Source organism: Pseudomonas sp. P9_31 (assembly GCF_034008235.1).
Taxonomy (GTDB): domain Bacteria; phylum Pseudomonadota; class Gammaproteobacteria; order Pseudomonadales; family Pseudomonadaceae; genus Aquipseudomonas.
The window spans coordinates 3,141,048-3,161,969 of sequence record NZ_CP125375.1; the positions used below are offsets into that span (position 1 = coordinate 3,141,048).

Consider the following 20,922-nt stretch of genomic DNA (forward strand, 5'->3'; position numbering starts at 1 on the left):
CGGTTTCATTTTTAGTCAAAAAAATTTGGTTTGCGTTATGTGATGATTTTCAGGGCCCTATCGCGGGCAAGCCCGCTCCCACAGGTTATGTGAACGCCACAGATCCCCTGTGGGAGCGGGCTTGCCCGCGAAGAGGCCCGAACATTCACCGAAGATTCCCCAGGGTCGACCCCCGAACAATCAACCGCGCCGGAAAATCCAAAGTCCGCACCGGCCCGTCATCACCTCGCAAGCGCCTGAGCAAACACTCAAACGCACTCGCGCCAATCTCCGCCGTCGGCTGGGCGAGGGCGGTAATCCCGCTGCCCACCAGCGGGTACCAATCCAGATTATCCAGGGCAATCAGCCCGACATCCTTGAACAGATTGCACTTCAACTCACGCAACGAATGGGTGCTGGCCAGCGCAGCGATACCGTTGGCGCAGAACAGCGCTTTCGGGCCAGGGCCAGAGGTTTGCAGAAAAGTTTTCAAGTAGCCGGTCAGGTCGCTGCCCGTTTCGACCACCGCGCCTGAGAGCGCCGGGCGCTGCGCAATCTGAGCCTTGAAACTGCTGACCCGCTCGATCCGCGAACTGGTGCCGTCATAAGGCTCGGTCACCAACAGCACATCGCGATAACCGCGTTCCTCAAGGTGGGCAATGGCGATCTCGACGGCAGCCGGATTATCCAGCCCCACCAGGTCGCTATCGAGCTGCTCGACCTTGCGATCCACCAGCACCATGGGCATTTCGCGATGCAGTTCGCGCAGCTCATCCCGATGGTGGCCGAGGGTGTTCACGATCAAGCCTTCGATGTTGTACGAGCGCAGCAACGCCAGGTGTTGGCGCTCCTGCTCGTCATCGCGATCGGTGTTGCACACCACCAGGCTGTAGCCGTGCTGACGGCAGGCGGTTTCCACCCCATGCATCACGGCAATCGAATAAGGGTTACGGATATCGGCCACCAGCATGCCGATCAGGCGGGTACGCCCGCGTTTCAGGCCGCGGGCCATCTGGTTCGGGCGGTAGCCCAGTTCGGCAATCGCCTGTTCGATGCGCAAGGCAATGGCATCGGAGAGCAGGGCGCGGTCATCGCCGATGAAGCGCGAGACGCTGGCCTTGGAGACCCCGGCGTGTTCGGCGACGTCGAGCATGGTCACACGGCTGCGTTGGGCGGCGGAGAAATCGTTCACGGTGGGTGTCGACCTTGTTATTGGAACTGAGTTTGCCTGGTTCTGAAACCGGTTTCAGATAACAACAGATGACTGCGAATCGTCAAGACATGGAACCCGACACAATGATTGGAACCGGGTAAAACAGACAAACGGTCGTTCTACCTGTCAGAACTGACAGTTGGAAACATTAACTAACAAGCGTCTAATTTCCCCGCCAAGCAACAAAAAACAACGAAGCCAATACCCGAGCAATCCACATCAATCGGTGAGAAAACTATGACCCCGATGCCGTTGAAACAATACCGCGACATTGCCAACGGTCCACTGGCGAAGCCGATTTCCGTGGAGGGCGTTGACGATACCGACCAGGAAGGACATATCTCTCGCGAGATTCTGCGTAACGGTACTCGTATCGTAATTCCTTACTGGAGCGAACCAGAAGACGACGATGAACTCTGGGTGATGTTGCGTCAGAACGGTGTGGTAAACAGGCTCTACACAGTCTTTTATCCAAAACCGCTGAGCGCTTCTTTTTTATATTTCGATTTGACGTCACAACACTTGGCAACCGATGGCATTGCGTGGGTGTATTACAAAGTCTGGAAAGGTTCGGGTGGTAATGATGACCCCTCGCCCGAAAGACAACTCACTATAGATCACACACCGCTTTTAACTTTGGAAGAGCCGATGTTCCCTCACGCCACACCTTGGGGGTATCTGAATAACAACACGAAGCCGCCATTGACAAGTGGCGCCACAGTTGCAATGCCCGCTTCTACTAATGTCGCCTTGCCCGGGGATTTGGCTAAGGTTTATTGGCAGGGGTATCCGAGTCTGAATGGCAGTGGTGTACCGGTGCCGGAAGCTTATGGCGTGTGGGATCGGCTGTTGTCCGAGCAGGATATAAAAAACGGATATGCGTTAGTTGTACCGTTTGAGCCGCACATAAGAACGCTATTTGATAATGACTCGGCAGTTGTTACATGTCAGTTGTTCAGGGCGAAGCGACTTATTGCAGAGTCAAAAAAGGGCTTAGTGAAAATTGACAGGGTAATACCTAGTGTAAGTGGCCCGTCCGGGCTTAATGAAGGAGATAGGGAAATGACAGCGCAAGAGAAGTTACCACGGAAAGTAAGGGCCAACCCTCCGAGGATCGGTGAGGAATGGATTGGTATACAGGCGACATCCGTTAGTGTCGACAAGCTGGCTGATGAGTCTATAGCGATCAGTGTTCTGGATTCGGGAGAGATGACTTTCAAGTTGGCTCGTTTCACCGAGGAGGATGATCTCGATGAAGTGGATGTTTACTTTGCAAAAACAGGCGACGCCATGGCGCTGCTGAAAGGTTTCATTCCGCTTGGGCCGATCGCTGGCCGTGATCCGGTTGCGATGGAGATTAAGGTTCCGACAGATGAATTCAAAGAGCTATCCCAGCCGGCTACCCCCACGGGCTATCAGGTGCAGTTGGTCGTTTACAAAGGTAGTGCCGGTAACGACGACCCTTCGAACATTGTAACGTTCAACATCGACCGTACTGCGCCGTTTGAGGTCAAGTATCCGACACGCAAAAAGAATCCACCGACGCCTGCTCCCACCTTTGTCAATGCCCCGGTGGATGCTCAAAGGCTTGTCAACGAAAACTGGATAAAAGATCCTGCGAACGCGGATTTAAAATTCACTGTGTTTGTCGGTTATCCATTGCGTCGTCTTGATGATGAACTTCGTGTTTTTCTGACGTCGGGCAGTGTGAAGCTAGAGGTGTTCAACGGTACCGTTAACGCTGCTGGCGAATTCACGGTACCCAACACTGTATTGCGCGATCTCCCGAATGGGCGGGTCACGATCTCTTATAATTGGACAGACCTGCCTGGGAACTTTAGTGAAAATTCCGTTCCAGCTGCCGTATTAACTCTCGGGCTGGCGTTGGATCCTAAACTGAACAAAGGACCTTTGGTTCCGAAAACCGATCCGAATCGAACCACGCCGATCTATCTGGACGACATGGTGGCCAACGATGTGTTTGCGATTGTCGAGCGCGCGTCCATTGATAATGCGGAGCCGGGCGATCAGATTACTGTCTATGCCGAGGATCCGAATGATGTGACGAATTTCGTGGACTTTGGTACTCAACCACTTGCAAGTGTGGATTTGAGTTTCCAGCTCACTTACAAAGATAAACTTGAAAAAATCTTTGATTCGTCGACCGAGACCAAAGAAATCAAACTCTGGTTCGAACTCACCCGGGGAGGGGAAATGTTTTCTTCGCCAGATACCTACATCTGGCTGGCATTTGATCACGCAGGGGGAGTCAATCCGGCTTTACCTGACTTGACGAACCCCGACGCCGTGTTGCCCGTCGTCACCGGAGCTTCCAAAACGCCAAACGAACTACTCCCCGGCGATCGTGACCAATCGGGCGAATTCAAAGTAACTCTAAAACTTACGGATCCAGCTATTACGTCAGCGGAAACAGCCAAGTGCTATTTGAATAATCAACTTGTGGGTGAATTTTCACCTTTTGTTGACGCGGTAGAGTTCAGTGTTCCCATCAGCGCTGACATTATATCCAGACTGCCCACTCCCACGGTTCCAGCCTATTGGACGATTCAGAAAACGGGCGTTGACAAGAACGTAATCAAGTCCTTGCCCGAGACCGTGAAAGTCAATGGCAAGAAAATTGATTTGTTGCCGCCGACCATCAGGATCCGCAACCCTGCGGTCAAGAATCAAATCGATTGTTATGCAATGAACAATGCCACTACCAACTGGCGACTTGCGGTGACCATCCCCAAGGATCCGGTCAATCTGCCGCAAGGGAAAATCATTATGGTGCATTTTGCAGCCTACAGTGATGCTGCTGGTAATAATTTGATTTCCGACACAGAGGATTCCCAACCTTATACCATCCAGGCCGCCGGGACTGTTGACGTTGCAAGTGTTGCCAGTGCAGACGTATTCAAGGCAGCTCAGCCGCGTCTGGGTACAAAGGCATTTGGCAAGTATTGGTACACAGCCGATATCGGCGGTTTGCAAACTTCGGTGCCGATCATCAAGCCGCTGGACACGATTACTTCCAGTGGTGAGTACTGTGACCGGTTGGCTGTTCCTCCAGCCACGCCTTGATAATTAGATATTGAAAGAGGTCTATCGCGAGGGAGATTAATTTCTCTCGCGATATCGATATTTTTCTGTGAAGTAGCAAGCCATAAATCCCATCGATTTGCAGATAATTCCTACTGGGCCGAGGAATATTCCTACATCTAACTTTCAGATTGCTGATTAGTCTGTCAGACGTTTTTTGGGGCGATTTTTCGTTACGTCAGAAAAATCGCTTTCGGATTTGTTTGCAGTGCGGAGTTCTCATGCCCCTACCATCAAGTTTCAAACATTGCAAAACTACAGGATGCTTGTTTACCGCAATTGTCCTCGGCACACCCGCGGCTCACGCCAGAACACTTCTTCCTGGTGAAAGCGCGACTGTTACCAATCCACCTGCGCCAGAGGCATGGGTGGTATCCCAAGGTGGGACACTAACGATCAACGGTGCCAGCGCTCTGTCGATCAGCTCGCAAAATGCCACTGTCATTTTCGACGGTGGTCAAAGTGCGCGGATCGAGGGCCGTGAGGGTTCCAGGCTCGCACTGACAGGTGCGACAGTGAACAGCGCATCGGGCAGAGGAGCCATTGCGCTTAGTGACAGCTCTGCCACTATCGATAACAGCACCATCACCAGTACCAACAGTTTTGGACTTCTTCTGGGACGTAACATCAATACTCCGACATCGTCCAGCGCGACGGTTACGGGCAATAGTGTAATCACCGGCGCTGCTGGGGGCGCGAATGCCGTGGGTTTTGCGGTGTTGAACCTCGAAAACTCAACTGTTCGTGGCACCCGTGCAACCAGCTACGGCGTCCAACTGGGCGGCGCAACACTCTCTGCGACGGGCAGCACCATTTCTGGCGGGCTGGATGGCCTGCAAATCATCACTGACAATACTGGTGTCAACGCCAGCACCGTCACGCTGAACAGTACCCGCGTGACGGGGGAGACTGGCTCGGCGATCGTATTGGGTTCATCCGGCAGTGCCGGAACCGTCGCGAATATCGAAGTGCTCGGCGGTAGCGAGTTGATTGCCGGCAACGGTACGTTGTTACAGGCGAGCAACCGCTCCACGGCCAACCTTAAAGTAGATGCCAGTGCATTGAGCGGCAACGTCGTTGCCGATACCGGCAGCACGGTTGCGCTGCTGATGCAAAATGGGGCTTCCCTTGACGGCAATTTGCAGAACTTCACTCAGACCCGGCTCGATACACGCAGCACCTTGAACGGCAACGTGCAAGCGGTAGCTGGCACTGGAGCCACGGTCAGCCTCGACAATGGATCGGTGATCCACGGCAACCTCGACAACGTCTTCAGCTTGTCGTTGAACAACGGTAGCACCTTGACCGGCGACGTACTCACAGACGCCAATGGCAGCGTAGTGCTGGACAATGCCTCGGTGCTGACGGGGCAAATCAACAACTCCACCCACTTGAATATCAATAACGCCGCACAATGGGTGTTGACCGGCGAGAGCACTGTGCAACGTCTGGCGCTGAATAACGGCGTGGTGCGCATGGGCACGAACGAGCAGTTCCAGCAACTGAACGTAGGCGACCTTTCCGGCAGCGGCACCTTTGTGATGGGCACCGATTTGGGCAACGGCAACACCGACTTCCTGAACGTGACGGGCAACGCGAGCGGGCAACATCGATTGCAGATTTCTGCGACTGGCACCACCCCGGCCACTGCCGAACCGGTGAAAATCGGCAATATCGCCGCCGGCGATGCGAGTTTTTCGCTGGGCACGCGCGAAACCGTGGACGCGGGTACATTTGTATACCGGCTGGCAAAGGACGGTCAGGGGCTGTACCTGAGTCCGGACAAGGAAACGGTGAGCACTTCAAGTAATACGGCACTGGCTCTGGCGGGCAGTGCGCGCAGTGTGTCGAATGCCGAAATGGCCATGCTCAATGATCAGATCAGTGATCGAGGGCTCAGCGCCCGGCCTGATGCATCGCTTCGCGCGGCCAGCGACAGTAACACCACTGCGTTGAGCAACAGTGTCTGGGTTCGTACTTACGGCAATCAAACCAATGTCGATAACGCCTATGGCGATGGCTATACCCAAAACCAGACCGGTATCACCGGCGGTGCCGATACATTGGTCGAGCTTGGCGGTCGCTCGTGGGTGTTGGGCGGGTTTGTCGGGAGCAGTCGTACCTACATGGATCTCAAATACGGATCCAGCGCCACCGTCGACAGCCTGAATGCCGGTGTTTACGGCAGTACCTTCGATGTTGAAAGTGGTGTGTTCGTCAACGTCATGGCCAAGATCAACCAGTTCGACAACAAGGCAAAAGTCACCATGAGTGACGGCACGCGGGCCAAGGGCGACTACAAGGCTTTGGGCGCCAGCGGTTCGGTGGCCGTGGGCAAGCATATTCGCCTGGAGGACAACTACTTTGTCGAGCCGCAAGTCCAGGTTGCTGCCGGTGCCACTCAAAGCGACAGCTACCGACTCGACAATGGCCTGCAAGTCAAAGCCGATACCATGCGTTCATTGCAGGGCAAGGTGGGTGTCAGAGGCGGGCGTGTCATAACCCTCGACAATGGCAGCCTGCTGGAACCCAGTCTGTCGTCGGCGGTTAATCATGAGTTTGTGAACACCAATGAGGTGAAAATCAATGACGACCGATTTGATGATCACCGCGCCAGTAGTTCGATCGAGTATGGAGCGGGTTTGAAATGGACACCGGCTCAACGCAACTGGCAGGTATCCGGCCAGGTCGGTGGCAGTAAAGGCACCACTGTCAGCCAGGAGTGGAGCGGTAGTTTGAGAGTGAGCTATTTCTTCTGATGAACGGTGTTTCTATGAAATGACCTAAAAAATGCCCCCGACAATAGTGGGGCATTTTTTTTGCTTTCTGATTGAGTCGAGATCACGCCAGTGGCAGCCATCAGCCAAACAGGCCCGCCGCGATATTGATCGAAAACCCGAGAATCGCCGTGTTGAACAGGAAACCGATCAACGACTGCGCCAGCACGATTTTGCGCAAGTCGCGGGTGGCCACACCTACGTCCGCCGTTTGCACGGCCACGCCGATGGTGAACGAGAAGTACAAGAAATCCCAATAATCGGGCTTCAACTGCCCCTCGGCAAACCGCAGTGCAGGCTCCTTGCCTTCCCAGGTGTAGAACAGCCGCGCGTAATGCAGGCTGAAAATCACCCCGATCAGCAACCATGAGCCGATCACCGTCAACCCGGTGAAGCCGTAGTGCAACAGCCGGTGATAAGTGTCCAGATCCTTGCTGTCCGCCAGTTGGAGGGTGATGGCGGCGAGGCTGGCCAGTGCAGCCATGCTCACGGTGAACAGCACCAGCCCGGCGTTTTCGTCCTCGACTTCGGCAATGCGTTTCACGTCATCGGCTTTGGAGCGCATCGTCAGCCAGACGATCAGCACCAGATACGTCCAGACCCCGGCGTTCCAGCCGATGAGGATTTTGCCGAGGATCGAATCGGCTGGCGCCAGAATGCCCACCGCGATACCGAACGTGGCAGCGGCGGACAGGCGAGGGTGGGTGCGGGCGAGTAGGGGCATGGAGGCTCGATGCGTCTGGGCTTTGCAAACACCATAGCCCAGCGCAGTCTGTTGTGACCACAAAGCTGAATCCAATGAGATCGAATGTGGGAGTGGGCTTGCTCGCGAAAGGGCCGTCACATTCAACATTGACATTGACTGAGACGCCGCCCTCGCGAGCAAGACCGCTCCCACAGTTGATGAGTGTTTGGTCAGGTGTTTTTATGGCGTTTGCGCACCAGCTTCATTACCACCACAAAAAACACCGGCACAAACACCACCGCCAGGGTTGCGGTGATCATCCCGCCGATCACCCCGGTGCCGATGGCTTGCTGGCTGGCCGAACTGGCCCCGGTGGCGATGGCCAGCGGCACCACGCCAAGGATGAACGCCAGCGACGTCATGACAATCGGCCGCAACCGCAGGCGCGCAGCTTGCAGGGTGGCGTCGATCAGGTCGTGGCCTTCGTCGTACAGGCTTTTGGCGAACTCGATGATCAGGATCGCGTTCTTCGCCGACAGGCCGATGATGGTGATCAGCCCGACCTTGAAGAACACATCGTTGGGCATCCCGCGCAGGGTCACGGCCAACACGGCACCGAGTACCCCCAGCGGCACCACCAGCAGCACCGATGTCGGAATCGACCAACTCTCGTACAGCGCCGCCAGGCACAGGAACACGATCAGCAGCGACAGCCCGAGCAGAACCGGTGCCTGGCTGCCGGACAAGCGTTCCTGCAACGACAACCCGGTCCATTCCTGACCCAACCCCGCCGGGCCTTGCGCCACCAGCCGTTCGATTTCCGCCATGGCTTCGCCGGTGCTGTAACCGGGTGCCGGTTCACCGGAAATGCTGATGGCCGGGTAGCCGTTGTAACGGGTCAACTGCGCCGGGCCCTGGGTCCAGTTGGCCCGGACGAAGGCCGACAACGGCACCATTTTCTCAGCGTTATTGCGCACATGAATCTTCAGTAGATCGGCCACCTGACTGCGTTGATCGCCTTCGGCCTGGACCACCACCCGTTGCATCCGCCCCTGGTTGGGGAAGTCGTTGATGTAGGCCGAACCCACAGCGGTGGACAGCACGTTGCCGATGTCGGCAAAGGAAATGCCCAACGCGTTGGCTTGCTTGCGGTCGACTTCCAGTTGCACCTGTGGCGCTTCGGCCAGGGCGCTTTCGCGCACGTTCATCAAGATCGGGCTCTTCTCGGCGGCGGCCAACAACTGGCTGCGCGCCTGCATCAGCGTGGCATGGCCGAGGCCACCACGGTCTTGCAAGCGGAACTCGAAACCGCTGGACGTGCCAAGGCCATCGACCGGCGGTGGCAGCACTGCAAAGGCCACGGCGTCCTTGATCTGGCTTAGAGCCATGTTGGCCCGGTCGGCAATCGAACTCGCCGAGTCGTCGCTGCCCCGATCCGACCAATCCTTGAGCGTGGTGAACGCCAACGCGGCGTTCTGCCCGCTGCCGGAGAAGCTGAAACCGAGAATCACCGTGCTGTCGCCGACGCCCGGCTCGGTGGCATTGTGGGCTTCGATCTGCTCCACCACATTAATTGTGCGGTTCTTGCTCGCGCCCGGTGGCAGTTGAATGTCGGTGATGGTGTAACCCTGGTCTTCCACCGGCAGGAACGAAGAGGGCAGGCGACTGAAACACAAGCCCAGACCGACCAGCAGCACGCCGTAGATCAACAGGTAACGACCGGTACGCTTCAACGCATAGGCGACCCAGCCCTGATAACGCTCGGTCAGTTGTTCAAAGCGCCGGTTGAACCAGCCGAAGAAGCCGCCCTTGGCGTGATGCTCGCCCTTGGCAATCGGTTTGAGCAGCGTTGCGCACAGTGCCGGGGTCAAGGTCAGGGCGAGGAACGCCGAGAACAGGATCGACGTGGCCATCGACAGCGAGAACTGTTGGTAAATCACCCCGACCGAGCCCTGCATGAACGCCATCGGAATGAACACCGCCACCAGCACCAGGGTGATGCCGATGATCGCGCCGGTGATCTGCTTCATCGCCTTGCGCGTCGCGTCCTTGGGCGACAGGCCTTCGGTGGCCATGATCCGTTCGACGTTCTCCACCACCACAATCGCGTCATCCACCAGAATGCCGATGGCCAGCACCATGCCGAACATGGTCAGCACGTTGATCGAGAAGCCCAGCGCGAGCATGGTCGCGAAAGTCCCCATGAGCGCCACCGGCACCACCAGCGTCGGAATCAGCGTGTAGCGGATGTTTTGCAGGAACAGGAACATCACCGCAAACACCAGCACCATTGCCTCGCCGAGGGTATAGACCACTTTGGTGATCGAGACTTTGACGAAGGGCGAGGTGTCATACGGGATCTTGTATTCGACGCCGGCCGGGAAGTAGCGCGCCAGCTCATCCATCTTCGCCCGCACCAGCGTTGCAGTGCTCAGGGCATTGGCGCCCGGCGACAGTTGCACGCTGACGGCGGTGGACGGTTTGCCGTTCAGCCGCGTGGAGAACTGGTATTCCTGACTGCCGATCTCGACCCGCGCCACATCGCCGATGCGCACGGTGGAGCCGTCAGGATTGGCCTTGAGCACGATGTCGGCGAACTCTTCAGGTGTCGACAACTGGCCTTTGACCAGAATGGTCGCGGTGATTTCCTGCGTGGTGCGGGTCGGCAAGTCGCCGATGCTGCCGGCGGAAACCTGAGCATTTTGCGCAACGATGGCGGCGTTGACGTCAGCCGGGGTCAGGTTGAAGCCGATCAGCTTCTGCGGATCGATCCAGATCCGCATCGCCCGTTCGGCACCGTACAACTGGGCCTTGCCAACGCCGTCCAGACGCTTGATCTCGTTCATCACGTTGCGCGCCAGATAGTCGCTGAGCGCTACATCGTCGAGCTTGCCGTCGCTGGAAGTGAGGGTGATCAGCAACAGGAAACCGGCGGAGACTTTCTCCACCTGCAAGCCCTGCTGGGTGACGGCTTGCGGTAAACGTGACTCGACCGCTTTGAGGCGGTTTTGCACATCGACCTGCGCCATCTCCGGATTGGTTCCCGGCTGGAACGTCGCGGTGATGGTGGCGCTACCGAGGCTGCTCTGGGATTCGAAATACAGCAGGTGGTCGGCGCCGTTGAGTTCTTCCTCGATCAGGCTGACCACGCTTTCGTCCACGGTCTGCGCCGAAGCGCCCGGGTACGTGGCGGAAATTTCGACTTTCGGCGGTGCCACATCGGGGTACTGCGCCACCGGCAACTGCGTAATGGACAACGCACCCGCCAGCAGGATGAACAGGGCGACCACCCAGGCGAATACCGGGCGGTCGATAAAGAACTGCGGCATAAAAAGCGTCCTGCTTACTGACCAGAAACCTGGGCAAGTGGAAGAGGGGTGTCGTCGATCTGGACTTTTTCACCGGGGCGCGCATGTTGCAGGCCTTCAGTGACGATGCGGTCGCCGGGTTTGAGACCGCCGGTGACGATCCAGCGATCGTTCTGCACCGCGCCCAGTTCTACCGGTTGCTGGGCGATCCGCTGTTCGGCGTCGAGCAACAGCACTTGGGCAACGCCGGCGCTGTCACGCTGGATGGCCCGTTGCGGCACGCTGATGCCTTGCTGATTGAATGCTTGCTCCAGACGCACGCGAACGAAGCTGCCTGGCAGCAGGTCGAGGTCGGGGTTGGGGAATTCGCTGCGCAGAATGATCTGACCGGTGCCCGGGTCGACAGTGATGTCGGTGAACAACAACTTGCCCGGCAATGGATAGAGGCTGCCGTCGTCCTGGATCAGCGTGGCTTTGGCCTGACCTTGGCCCACTTCCTTTAACTGGCCGGAGCGGAACGCGCGGCGCAGGTCGTTGAGTTCACGGGTCGATTGCGTCAGGTCGGCGTGGATCGGGTTCAATTGTTGAATCAGTGCCAGTGGCGTGGTTTCGTTCTGCCCGACCAGCGCGCCTTCGGTCACCAGCGCTCGGCCGATGCGCCCGGAAATCGGCGCCGTGACGGTGGCGTAACCCAGGTTCAGCTTCGCCCGTTCCACGGCGGCTTTGTTGGCGGCGACATCGGCGGCGGTCTGGCGGGCATTGGCTCGGGCGTTGTCGTAGTCCTGAGCGCTGATGGCGTTGCCTTCGATCAACTGGGCGTAGCGCTGCTCTTGCAATCTGGCCTGGAACGCATTGGCCTCGGCCTTGCGCAGCGCGGCTTCGGCGCTGTCCAGGTCGGCCTTGAACGGTGCCGGGTCGATACGGAATAGAACGTCGCCTTTTTTTACGTCGCTGCCTTCGCGAAAGGAACGTTGCAACACCACGCCGGCGACACGGGCGCGGATTTCGGCGATGCGCGGCGCGGCAATTCGACCGCTCAACTCGCTGCTGATCGACAAGGGGCGGGCTTCGATGGTTTCGATGCGCACTGTGGCAAGCGGGGCCTGTTCTTCGGCGATCGAGGGCTGGTCACAAGCGCTCAGCGTCAGCGCCAGTGCAATCAGGCTGAGCCGGGCAAGCAGATTCTTTGACATGGAAATACCCCAATAATGACCGCCCTTATCCTACGGGGGGCCGGCGAGGGTAGCGGTGAAGCTTTGTAGGCGCTGTGTGAAATTGTGTAAGGGTTTTGCTCAGGTGCGTGTGAGGGCGTATATCCTTGGCGGCTTGATTCCTTTGCGCCTGGTAAATCGCTATCGCGAGCAGGCTCGCTCCCACAGTGGTCCGGTAGTGTTCACAGAGTTTGTGTCCACATGAAATCCCTTGTGGGAGCGAGCCTGCTCGCGATGACGGTTTATCCGGCGCCACTGCACTTTCTGGAAACACCCATGCCCAACATTCTCCTGGTCGAAGACGACACCGCGCTTTCCGAACTGATTTCCAGCTACCTGGAACGCAATGGCTATTCGGTCAACGTGATCAGCCGTGGCGATCACGTGCGCGAACGGGCGCGGATCAATCCGCCGGACCTGGTGATCCTCGATCTGATGCTGCCGGGGCTCGACGGCTTGCAAGTCTGCCGCTTGTTGCGGGCCGATTCGGCGACCTTGCCGATCCTGATGCTCACCGCCCGCGACGATAGCCACGATCAGGTGCTAGGCCTGGAAATGGGCGCTGACGACTATGTCACCAAACCCTGCGAACCACGGGTGTTGCTGGCCCGGGTGCGGACCTTGCTGCGCCGCAGCAGCCTCAGTGAGCCGCTGACCGCCAACGACCGCATCCTTATGGGCAACCTGTGCATCGACTTGTCCGAGCGCACCGTGACCTGGCGCGAACAGCCGGTGGAACTGTCCAGCGGTGAATACAACCTGCTGGTGGTGCTGGCCCGGCATGCCGGCGAAGTGCTGAGCCGCGACCAGATTCTGCAACGCCTGCGCGGTATTGAATTCAACGGCACCGACCGCTCGGTGGACGTGGCCATCTCCAAGCTGCGACGCAAGTTCGACGACCACGCCGGCGAGGCGCGCAAGATCAAAACCGTGTGGGGCAAGGGCTATCTGTTCAGCCGCTCCGAGTGGGAATGCTGAACCCATGTTCAGAATCCTGTTTCGTCTCTATCTGGTGACCATCGTCTCGTTCAGCGCGGCGATCTACCTGGTGCCGGACCTGGTGATCCAGGTTTTCCATGAGCGTTTTGTCACCTACAACCTCGATTACTCCCGAGGTTTGCAAACGCTGATCGTCAAGCAGTTTCGCGCGGTGCCTGTCGAACAGTGGCCAGCGCTGACGGCGGAGATGGACAAGGAGTTCCAGCCGCTGCACATCGTGCTGGCCCGCAACGACGACGCCGAATTCACTCCGGACGAACGTGAACGCTTGCAGCGCGGTGAGAATATTGTGCGCATCGGCGACTGGGGCTGGCGCACCCTGGCTGTGGCGCCATTGAACGAGCGGATGGTGGTGGAAATGGTCGTACCGCCGGACCCGACGGACGTCAGTTGGTTGTACTGGAGCATCAACGTGCTGATCGGCGCGACCATGCTGGCCTGTCTGTTGCTGTGGCTGCGCCCGCACTGGCGCGACCTGGAGCGCCTCAAAGGCACCGCCGAACGCTTCGGCAAGGGCCACTTGAGTGAGCGCACGCAGATTTCCCCGAGTTCCAACATCGGCAGCCTGGCCAACGTCTTCGACACCATGGCCGGCGATATCGAAAACCTGCTCAACCAGCAGCGCGATCTGCTCAATGCGGTGTCCCACGAACTGCGCACGCCGTTGACGCGGCTGGATTTCGGCCTGGCCCTGGCGCTGTCCGACGACTTGCCAGCCACCAGCCGCGAACGTCTGCAAGGTCTGGTCGCACACATTCGCGAACTGGATGAGTTGGTGCTGGAACTGCTGTCTTACAGCCGATTGCAAAACCCGGCGAGCTTGCCGGAGCAGGTCGAGGTGTCGCTGGATGAATTCATCGACAGCATTCTGGGCAGCGTCGATGAAGAGCTCGACTCACCGCAAATCGTCATCGATGTGCTGCTTCATGGCCAGCTCGAACGCTTCTCGCTGGACCCGCGATTGACCGCCCGGGCGATCCAGAACCTGCTGCGCAACGCCATGCGCTATTGCGAAAAACGGATTCAGATCGGTGTGCAGGTGTGCCCCAAGGGGTGTGAGATCTGGGTGGACGACGACGGCATCGGCATTCCGGAAGAAGAGCGCGAGCGGATTTTCGAGCCGTTCTATCGCCTGGATCGCAGTCGGGATCGAGCCACTGGCGGGTTTGGGCTGGGTTTGGCGATCAGCCGCCGGGCGCTGGAAGCGCAGGGTGGAACGCTCACCGCGCAAGCGTCGCCCCAGGGTGGGGCGCGGTTCCGACTTTGGTTGCCGACATCGGTTTAACGCCTGTCCTGGAGTCACTCCTTTGCGGGTTTTACTCGATCCAAATGTAGGAGCGGTGTAAGTCGCCATGCAGGGGGGCAACGGGGGGCAAGCCCCCTCGCCACAAGGCATCACCAGCCACAGTTTTTTGAGTGTTCAGTCGAGTAGTTCGGTTGACTCAATCAACCCGACCCCCGCCACCTGCATCCGCTCAATCGCCGCCGCCAGCGAGCCTTCCAGATCAATCGCCCGACAAGCATCCAGCACCACAAACGCATTGAACCCCGCCGCCCGCGCATCCAGTGCGGAGAACATCACGCAGAAATCCAGTGCCAGCCCGACCATGTAAACCGTGTCGATGCCGCGCTCTTTCAGATACCCGGCCAGGCCGGTGGTCGTGGTTCGATCCGCCTCCAGAAACGCCGAATAGCTGTCGATGTCCGGGTTGCAACCCTTGCGGATGATCAATTGGGCGTGGGGCAGGTCCAGTTCCACATGGAATTCGGCGCCGGGCGTGGCTCGCACGCAATGCTCAGGCCAGAGTGTCTGCTCGCCGTAAGGCAACTGAATCACATCGTAAGGCTTGCGCCCCGGATGGCTGGACGCGAACGAGGCATGGCCCGGTGGGTGCCAGTCCTGGGCAATGATGACCTGCTTGAATTGACGGCCGAGACGGTTGATCAGGGGCACAATCAGGTCACCTTCCGGCACCGGTAGTTGACCGCCGGGAATGAAGTCGTTCTGGACGTCGATGACCAGCAAGGCCGCGCGTGAAGAAATTGGCATGGGTAGGTTCCTCCTTGGAAAGTCAGGCGCAAGCGTAGTGACAATTTCGCTCATGCGCTAAGCCGGCTTCGCAATAATTTCGGTGGTGCGGCCAATCGCGAGCAGGCTCGCTCCCACAGGGGATGTGTGAACGCCGCAGATCCAATGTGGGAGCGAGCCTGCTCGCGATAGGGCCGGCACGGACACCATGGAACTCAGGCCAGTCCCGCATTTGGCCGAACCGCTGCCTTACTGCCGGCACGGATGCCTTGTTATAGTTCGGGCCTCATTTTCTGCCGGGTAAAGGATCACTGCCATGTCTCAGTACACCGCCTTCAGCGTCGAACTGGCCGATAACATCGCCCATGTGCAGATCAACCGTCCGGAAAAAATCAATTCGATGAACGCCGCGTTCTGGAACGAGATCATCGAGATTTTCCAGTGGGTCGACGATACCGACGAAGTCCGGGTGGTGGTGCTCAGTGGCGCCGGCAAGCATTTTTCTTCCGGCATCGACCTGATGATGCTGGCCGGTGTGGCCAACGAACTGGGCAAGGACGTGGGCCGCAACGCGCGCCTGCTGCGTCGCAAGATCCTCGCGCTGCAAGCGTCCTTCAATGCCGTCGACAACTGTCGCAAACCGGTGCTGGCGGCGATCCAGGGGTATTGCCTGGGCGGCGCCATCGACCTGATTTCGGCGTGCGACATGCGTTACGCGGCCCAGGACGCACAATTTTCCATCAAGGAAATCGATATCGGCATGGCGGCCGATGTGGGCACTTTGCAACGCTTGCCGCGGATCATCGGTGACGGCATGCTGCGTGAACTGGCTTACACTGGTCGCACCTTTGGCGCCGATGAAGCGCGCAGCATCGGTCTGGTCAATCGCGTCTACAGCGACACCGCCAGCCTGCTTGAAGGCGTGATGGGCATTGCCCGTGAAATCGCCGGCAAGTCGCCGATTGCCATCACCGGCACCAAAGAGATGATCAGCTACATGCGCGACCATCGCATCGACGACGGCCTTGAATATGTCGCCACCTGGAACGCCGCCATGCTGCAATCCACCGATCTGCGCGTGGCCATGGCCGCCCATATGAGCAAACGGAAACCCGAATTTCTGGATTGATTAACCATGACTTTACGCTGGACCACCGCAGTACTGGACACCGATCAACCCGGCGGCTGGGCCGTGGCGCGCAGCCCCGAAGGTTTTTTGTTCGATGACAATGGCGCGCTGTTTCCACGGGAATGGCTCAAGCGTCAGGACTTGTCGATTCTTGCCGAGCACGGCATCGGGCACCTCGATGGTGAACCGGTCTACCTGCTGGAGCTGCGCAGTCACAGCGAAGTGCCGGGCTGCAACTGGAAAGGCCTGCGGGCGTTCATGCTCGAGGGCGATCACACCGTCTACAAGGTGCTCGGCTATGCCGCGCAAATCGGTACCTGGGCCCGCGAGCACCGCTTTTGCGGCAACTGCGGGCTGGCGATGATCCAGGTGCCGCGTGAACGGGCGATGTACTGCGAGCCGTGCGATTTACGCCACTATCCACGGATTTCACCGAGCATGATTGTGCTGGTGACCCGTGGCGACGAGGTTCTGCTGGCCCGTTCGCCACGCTTTGTCACCGGGGTCTACAGTACGTTGGCGGGGTTTGCCGAGCCGGGTGAGTCGGCAGAAGACTGCCTGATTCGCGAGGTTCGCGAAGAGGTGCAGATCGAGGTCAAGAACGTCCAGTACATGGGCAGTCAGTGCTGGCCGTTCCCGCATTCGATGATGCTCGGCTTTCATGCCGAGTACGCCGGGGGCGAGATTGTCTGTCAGGAAGACGAGATCGAAGACGCCCAGTGGTTCAACATACGCGAACTGCCGCCGTTGCCGGCATCACGCTCGATTGCCCGTTACCTGATCGACGTTTACGTGGCGCGGCGCTTAGGTCACGCTGAACCAGTGCTGCCAGGCTAAGCGCACGGTCAGGCCGAGCACCACGGTGATGAACACCGGGCGAATGAATTTCGCACCGCCGCTGATGGCGGTGCGCGCGCCGAAGAAGGCGCCGACCATCACCGACAGGCCCATGCTCAGGCCGATGATCCAGTCCACCTGGCCTGACAAGATGAACACCGACAGCGCCGCGATGTTGCTGACGAAGTTCATGCTGCGCGCCACGCCGCTGGCCTTGACCAGGTCGATGGGGTAGAGCAACAGGCTGCTGACGGTCCAGAACGCCCCCGTTCCCGGGCCGGCCACGCCGTCATAGAAGCCGAGGCTGAAGCCTTGGGTCGATTGCCACTTTTTCTTGATGGGTGCGTCGCTGTCCAGCGGCGCTTTCGGCGTGCCACCGAACAGCAGGTACAGGCCGCAGGCGAAAACGATCACCGGCAGCATCTTGTTCAGCCATTGCGCCGGCAGGTAATGAGCGACGATGGCACCGGTGAGTGCACCGATTAGCGTGCCGATGATGGCGTGCATCCATTGCCGTGGATGGAACAGCTTGCGCCGGTAGAAGGTGAAACTGGCCGTGGCCGAGCCAAAGGTCGAACTGAGTTTGTTGGTGCCCAGCACCAGGTGCGGCGGCAGGCCGGCAGTCAGCAGCGCCGGGGTGGTCAACAGACCGCCACCGCCAGCGATGGCGTCGATGAAACCGGCAATGAAAGCGACGAGAGCCAGAACGGCCAGGGTAGTGAGGTCAACACTGAGTTCGAAGGGCATGGAATGGGCTTATTCGGCAGGTCGCAGAAGAGGGCTGCGGGGAAGGGGCGGTATCTTACCCATATCCAACTTCTGCGGCGACCGGTCTGCCATCATCGCGAGCAGGCTCGCTCCCACAGGGGATCTCTTACATAGCACAGATCAATGTGGGAGCGAGCCTGCTCGCGATGGCTTACTGGTAGGCGCTACATCACTTTCGGTCGAGCCCATTGCCGATCTGCCACACAAACGGCGGTTCAGTCCCGTTAATCGCCCAGTCCCCGACAATCCGTGCCTTGTAGATCAGCGGATTGTGCGACGACACGGTTCGCGCATTGCGCCAATGCCGATCCAGCGATTTGCCTTCGCGCACATCCGAAGCCCCGAGTGCATTGAACAGCGCCGTGGTCGCCCGCTGGATCAATTCCGCGACCACCACCTGAGCCCTGGCCGATTCGATTTCCGCCGCCACATTCGCCGCCCGTTCCTGCGCTTCATCCCCCGAGAACCGCGCCAGATAAGCCCGCTGCGCCGGTTGCGCAGCTTTCAGGGCACTGGCTTCGGCGGCATACACCCACGCCGCCACTTCACCGACAACCTGCTGCACTTGTGAATCCTCGCTGACCCGCTGTGCATTGCCATGGCTGTAGATGCGCTTGCGCTCGCGCACCTGATAAGCCACATCACGTAACGCGGCGCGGCCAATCCCGGCCAGGGCCGCCAGCAGCACCAATTGATAAAACGCCGTCTGGTATTTGAAGCGGGTGGCGAAGTCGATGATGTTCTCGGCGTCCACCTCGGCCTCGATAAACCGCGAAGTGCCGCTGCCGGTGGTGCGTTGGCCGAAGCCGTCCCAGTCATCGCTCTGCACAATCCCCGGCTGGCGTGTGCGGACGGCGGCAATCACATCGCCGCCGGTATCGCTGCGCTGGGCATAGACGTCGATCCAGTCGGAGAAAAGGCTGCCAGTGCTGTAGAACTTTTCACCGTTGAGCCGCCACTGATCGCCGTGGGGCGAGACTTTGGTGATCACATCGCCGATCGCCACGGTGCCGATCTCGGTCCAGGCATTGCCGACGATGTCACCGTCGACAAAGCGTTTGAACCACAGATCCCGGCCCGGCCCCGGCGGTGAGTTCAAGCGGTCCTCGACAAAGGCGAAATGCCCGCGCAGGGCCTGGGGCACGTTGGAATCGGCTTCGGCCAGTTCGATCAGCAGCTCGAACAATTGCGGCAGGGACGCGCCGCCACCGCCGTATTCAACCGGCACCCGCACGGCGCCGAAGCCAGCCTCCTTGAGCCATTGAATCGGCTCGTAAGGCAGGCTGCGGGTCTGTTCGCGCTCAACGGCACCGGCGGCGATGCGCTGGAAGATCGGCCGGAATCGCGCGGCCAGCGCTTCGTAGTCAGTGCCAATGGACAGCGGGTTGATTATTTGGTGTTCGGTCATGGGACAGCTCCTTGGAACGGCAGTGAGTGTCATAGGGGATTGCACGGTCCATGCCGACATTCATAGTCCTGTCATTGCGGGTTGGTATGTGGGTTATCCCCACTGCAACTGTTGCCGTACCAACAGTGCATCAGCAAATTGCTTCAGCTACAACCGAATTCCTGTGGGAGCGAGCCTGCTCGCGAAGGGGCCATCAGACTCAGCATGGATGTTGGCTGAGACAGCGCTTTCGCGAGCAGGCTCGCTCCCACAAGTATTTCACTTGGCTTAAGGCGGTCGTGTCACAGCGCTGGCACGGTTGCTGCTCTGGCTAAGGACTTCCCTGAAAACCCGAGGACATGTCAATGAGTCAGCAAGCCGTCAAATTTGCCTACTGGGTGCCGAACGTCAGCGGCGGGCTGGTGGTCAGCAAGATCGAGCAGCGCACCCACTGGGGCATCGATTACAACCGCAAACTGGCGCAACTGGCCGAAGAGGCCGGGTTCGAATATGCGCTGACCCAGATTCGTTTCACTGCCGGTTATGGCGCCGAGTTTCAACACGAATCCGTTGCCTTCAGCCATGCGCTGCTGGCCGCGACCAACAAACTGAAAGTCATCGCGGCGATCCTGCCGGGGCCATGGCAGCCGGCGCTGGCGGCCAAGCAACTGGCGACCATCGATCAGCTCACCAACGGCCGGGTGGCGGTGAACATTGTCAGCGGCTGGTTCAAGGGCGAGTTTCAAGCCATCGGTGAACACTGGCTGGAGCACGACGAACGTTATCGCCGCTCCGAAGAATTCATTCGCGCGCTCAAGGGTATCTGGACCCAGGACAATTTCACCTTTCGCGGTGACTTCTACCGCTTCGACAACTACAGCCTCAAACCCAAGCCGCTGGGCCAGCCGGAAGTCTTTCAGGGCGGCAGTTCCCGGGCGGCACGGGACATGGCGGCGCGGGTTTCGGACTGGTACTTCACCAACGGCAACACCCCCGAGGGCATCAAGGCCCAGGTCGACGACATTCGCACGAAAGCATCCGCGAATAATCACGCGGTGAAGGTCGGGGTGAATGCTTTCGTCATCGCTCGCGACACCGAAGAAGAAGCACGGGCGGTGCTGGCGCAGATCATCGACCAGGCCGACCCGGAAGCGGTGAATGCCTTTGGCGATGCGGCGAAGCAGGCGGGAAGGGCGTCGCCCGAGGGCGAGGGCAACTGGGCCAAATCGACCTTTGAGGATCTGGTGCAGTACAACGATGGCTTCAAGACCAACCTGATCGGCACACCACAACAGATTGCCGAGCGGATCGTCGCGTTGAAAGCGGTGGGCGTGGATTTGGTGCTGGCGGGGTTTCTGCACTTTCAGGAAGAGGTGGAATACTTCGGGAAGCGGGTGTTGCCACTGGTGCGAGAGCTGGAGGCCAAAGTGGCTATCAAGCATCAGACCGCGGTCGCCTAAACACCATAAGACCTGTGGGAGCCGGGCTTGCCCGCTCC

14 protein-coding genes are annotated in these 20,922 nt (G+C 58.8%); 7 read left to right on the top strand and 7 right to left on the bottom strand.

All coding sequences use genetic code 11. From position 1 onward, the window contains the following. Window positions 1-145: 145 nt before the first annotated feature. A complete protein-coding gene (locus QMK51_RS13850) occupies window positions 146-1,171 on the bottom strand; it encodes a LacI family DNA-binding transcriptional regulator (RefSeq protein ID WP_320394440.1) in 1,026 nt (341 codons plus the stop codon). A gap of 258 nt (window positions 1,172-1,429) precedes the next feature. Between QMK51_RS13850 and QMK51_RS13855 the strand changes: the two genes are divergently transcribed. Together QMK51_RS13855 and QMK51_RS13860 are read left to right on the top strand one after the other, a co-directional pair. Next, window positions 1,430-4,276, top strand: coding sequence for a hypothetical protein (locus tag QMK51_RS13855; protein WP_320394441.1), 2,847 nt, complete (start codon window positions 1,430-1,432; stop codon window positions 4,274-4,276). 239 nt (window positions 4,277-4,515) lie between these two features. Next, the gene (locus QMK51_RS13860) at window positions 4,516-7,053 is read left to right on the top strand and encodes an autotransporter outer membrane beta-barrel domain-containing protein (RefSeq protein ID WP_320394517.1); all 2,538 of its coding nucleotides are present in this window, start codon (window positions 4,516-4,518) and stop codon (window positions 7,051-7,053) included. A gap of 100 nt (window positions 7,054-7,153) precedes the next feature. Here QMK51_RS13860 and QMK51_RS13865 read toward each other — a convergent pair whose 3' ends face one another. The 3 genes from QMK51_RS13865 to QMK51_RS13875 form a co-directional block, all read right to left on the bottom strand. Then, window positions 7,154-7,795, bottom strand: a complete 642-nt coding sequence (locus QMK51_RS13865; protein ID WP_258700513.1) for a DUF1345 domain-containing protein — start codon at window positions 7,793-7,795, stop codon at window positions 7,154-7,156. Between the two features lie 191 nt (window positions 7,796-7,986). After that, a complete protein-coding gene (locus tag QMK51_RS13870; RefSeq protein ID WP_320394442.1) occupies window positions 7,987-11,085 on the bottom strand; it encodes an efflux RND transporter permease subunit in 3,099 nt (1,032 codons plus the stop codon). Between the two features lie 14 nt (window positions 11,086-11,099). Then, window positions 11,100-12,257 (bottom strand): efflux RND transporter periplasmic adaptor subunit, encoded by a 1,158-nt coding sequence (locus QMK51_RS13875; protein WP_320394443.1) that lies wholly within the window; start codon window positions 12,255-12,257, stop codon window positions 11,100-11,102. A 294-nt stretch (window positions 12,258-12,551) separates the two neighbouring features. Here QMK51_RS13875 and QMK51_RS13880 point away from each other — a divergent pair, with 294 nt between their 5' ends. Together QMK51_RS13880 and QMK51_RS13885 are read left to right on the top strand one after the other, a co-directional pair. Continuing rightward, on the top strand, window positions 12,552-13,253 hold the full coding sequence (locus QMK51_RS13880; RefSeq protein ID WP_320394444.1) for a response regulator transcription factor: 702 nt from the start codon (window positions 12,552-12,554) through the stop codon (window positions 13,251-13,253). A 4-nt stretch (window positions 13,254-13,257) separates the two neighbouring features. After that, window positions 13,258-14,559 (top strand): ATP-binding protein, encoded by a 1,302-nt coding sequence (locus QMK51_RS13885; RefSeq protein WP_258700517.1) that lies wholly within the window; start codon window positions 13,258-13,260, stop codon window positions 14,557-14,559. A 135-nt stretch (window positions 14,560-14,694) separates the two neighbouring features. Here QMK51_RS13885 and pncA read toward each other — a convergent pair whose 3' ends face one another. Next, window positions 14,695-15,324 (bottom strand): bifunctional nicotinamidase/pyrazinamidase, encoded by a 630-nt coding sequence (gene pncA, locus QMK51_RS13890; protein WP_258700518.1) that lies wholly within the window; start codon window positions 15,322-15,324, stop codon window positions 14,695-14,697. 295 nt (window positions 15,325-15,619) lie between these two features. Here pncA and QMK51_RS13895 point away from each other — a divergent pair, with 295 nt between their 5' ends. Both QMK51_RS13895 and nudC read left to right on the top strand, forming a co-directional pair. After that, window positions 15,620-16,432 carry a crotonase/enoyl-CoA hydratase family protein gene (locus tag QMK51_RS13895; RefSeq protein ID WP_320394445.1) on the top strand — a complete coding sequence of 271 codons (813 nt, stop codon included), beginning with the start codon at window positions 15,620-15,622 and terminating at the stop codon, window positions 16,430-16,432. Window positions 16,433-16,438: 6 nt separating this feature from the next. Continuing rightward, on the top strand, window positions 16,439-17,269 hold the full coding sequence (nudC, locus tag QMK51_RS13900; RefSeq protein WP_320394446.1) for an NAD(+) diphosphatase: 831 nt from the start codon (window positions 16,439-16,441) through the stop codon (window positions 17,267-17,269). Here the strand turns inward: nudC and QMK51_RS13905 are convergent. Further along, the gene (locus QMK51_RS13905) at window positions 17,237-18,016 is read right to left on the bottom strand and encodes a TSUP family transporter (protein ID WP_320394447.1); all 780 of its coding nucleotides are present in this window, start codon (window positions 18,014-18,016) and stop codon (window positions 17,237-17,239) included. The two genes, nudC and QMK51_RS13905, sit on opposite strands and share 33 nt — an antisense overlap. A gap of 190 nt (window positions 18,017-18,206) precedes the next feature. Beyond that, complete coding sequence (locus QMK51_RS13910; protein WP_320394448.1) at window positions 18,207-19,445, bottom strand: acyl-CoA dehydrogenase family protein; 1,239 nt, start codon at window positions 19,443-19,445, stop codon at window positions 18,207-18,209. 338 nt (window positions 19,446-19,783) lie between these two features. Between QMK51_RS13910 and sfnG the strand changes: the two genes are divergently transcribed. After that, window positions 19,784-20,884, top strand: a complete 1,101-nt coding sequence (gene sfnG / locus QMK51_RS13915) for a dimethylsulfone monooxygenase SfnG (protein WP_258700523.1) — start codon at window positions 19,784-19,786, stop codon at window positions 20,882-20,884. Window positions 20,885-20,922 lie beyond the last annotated feature (38 nt).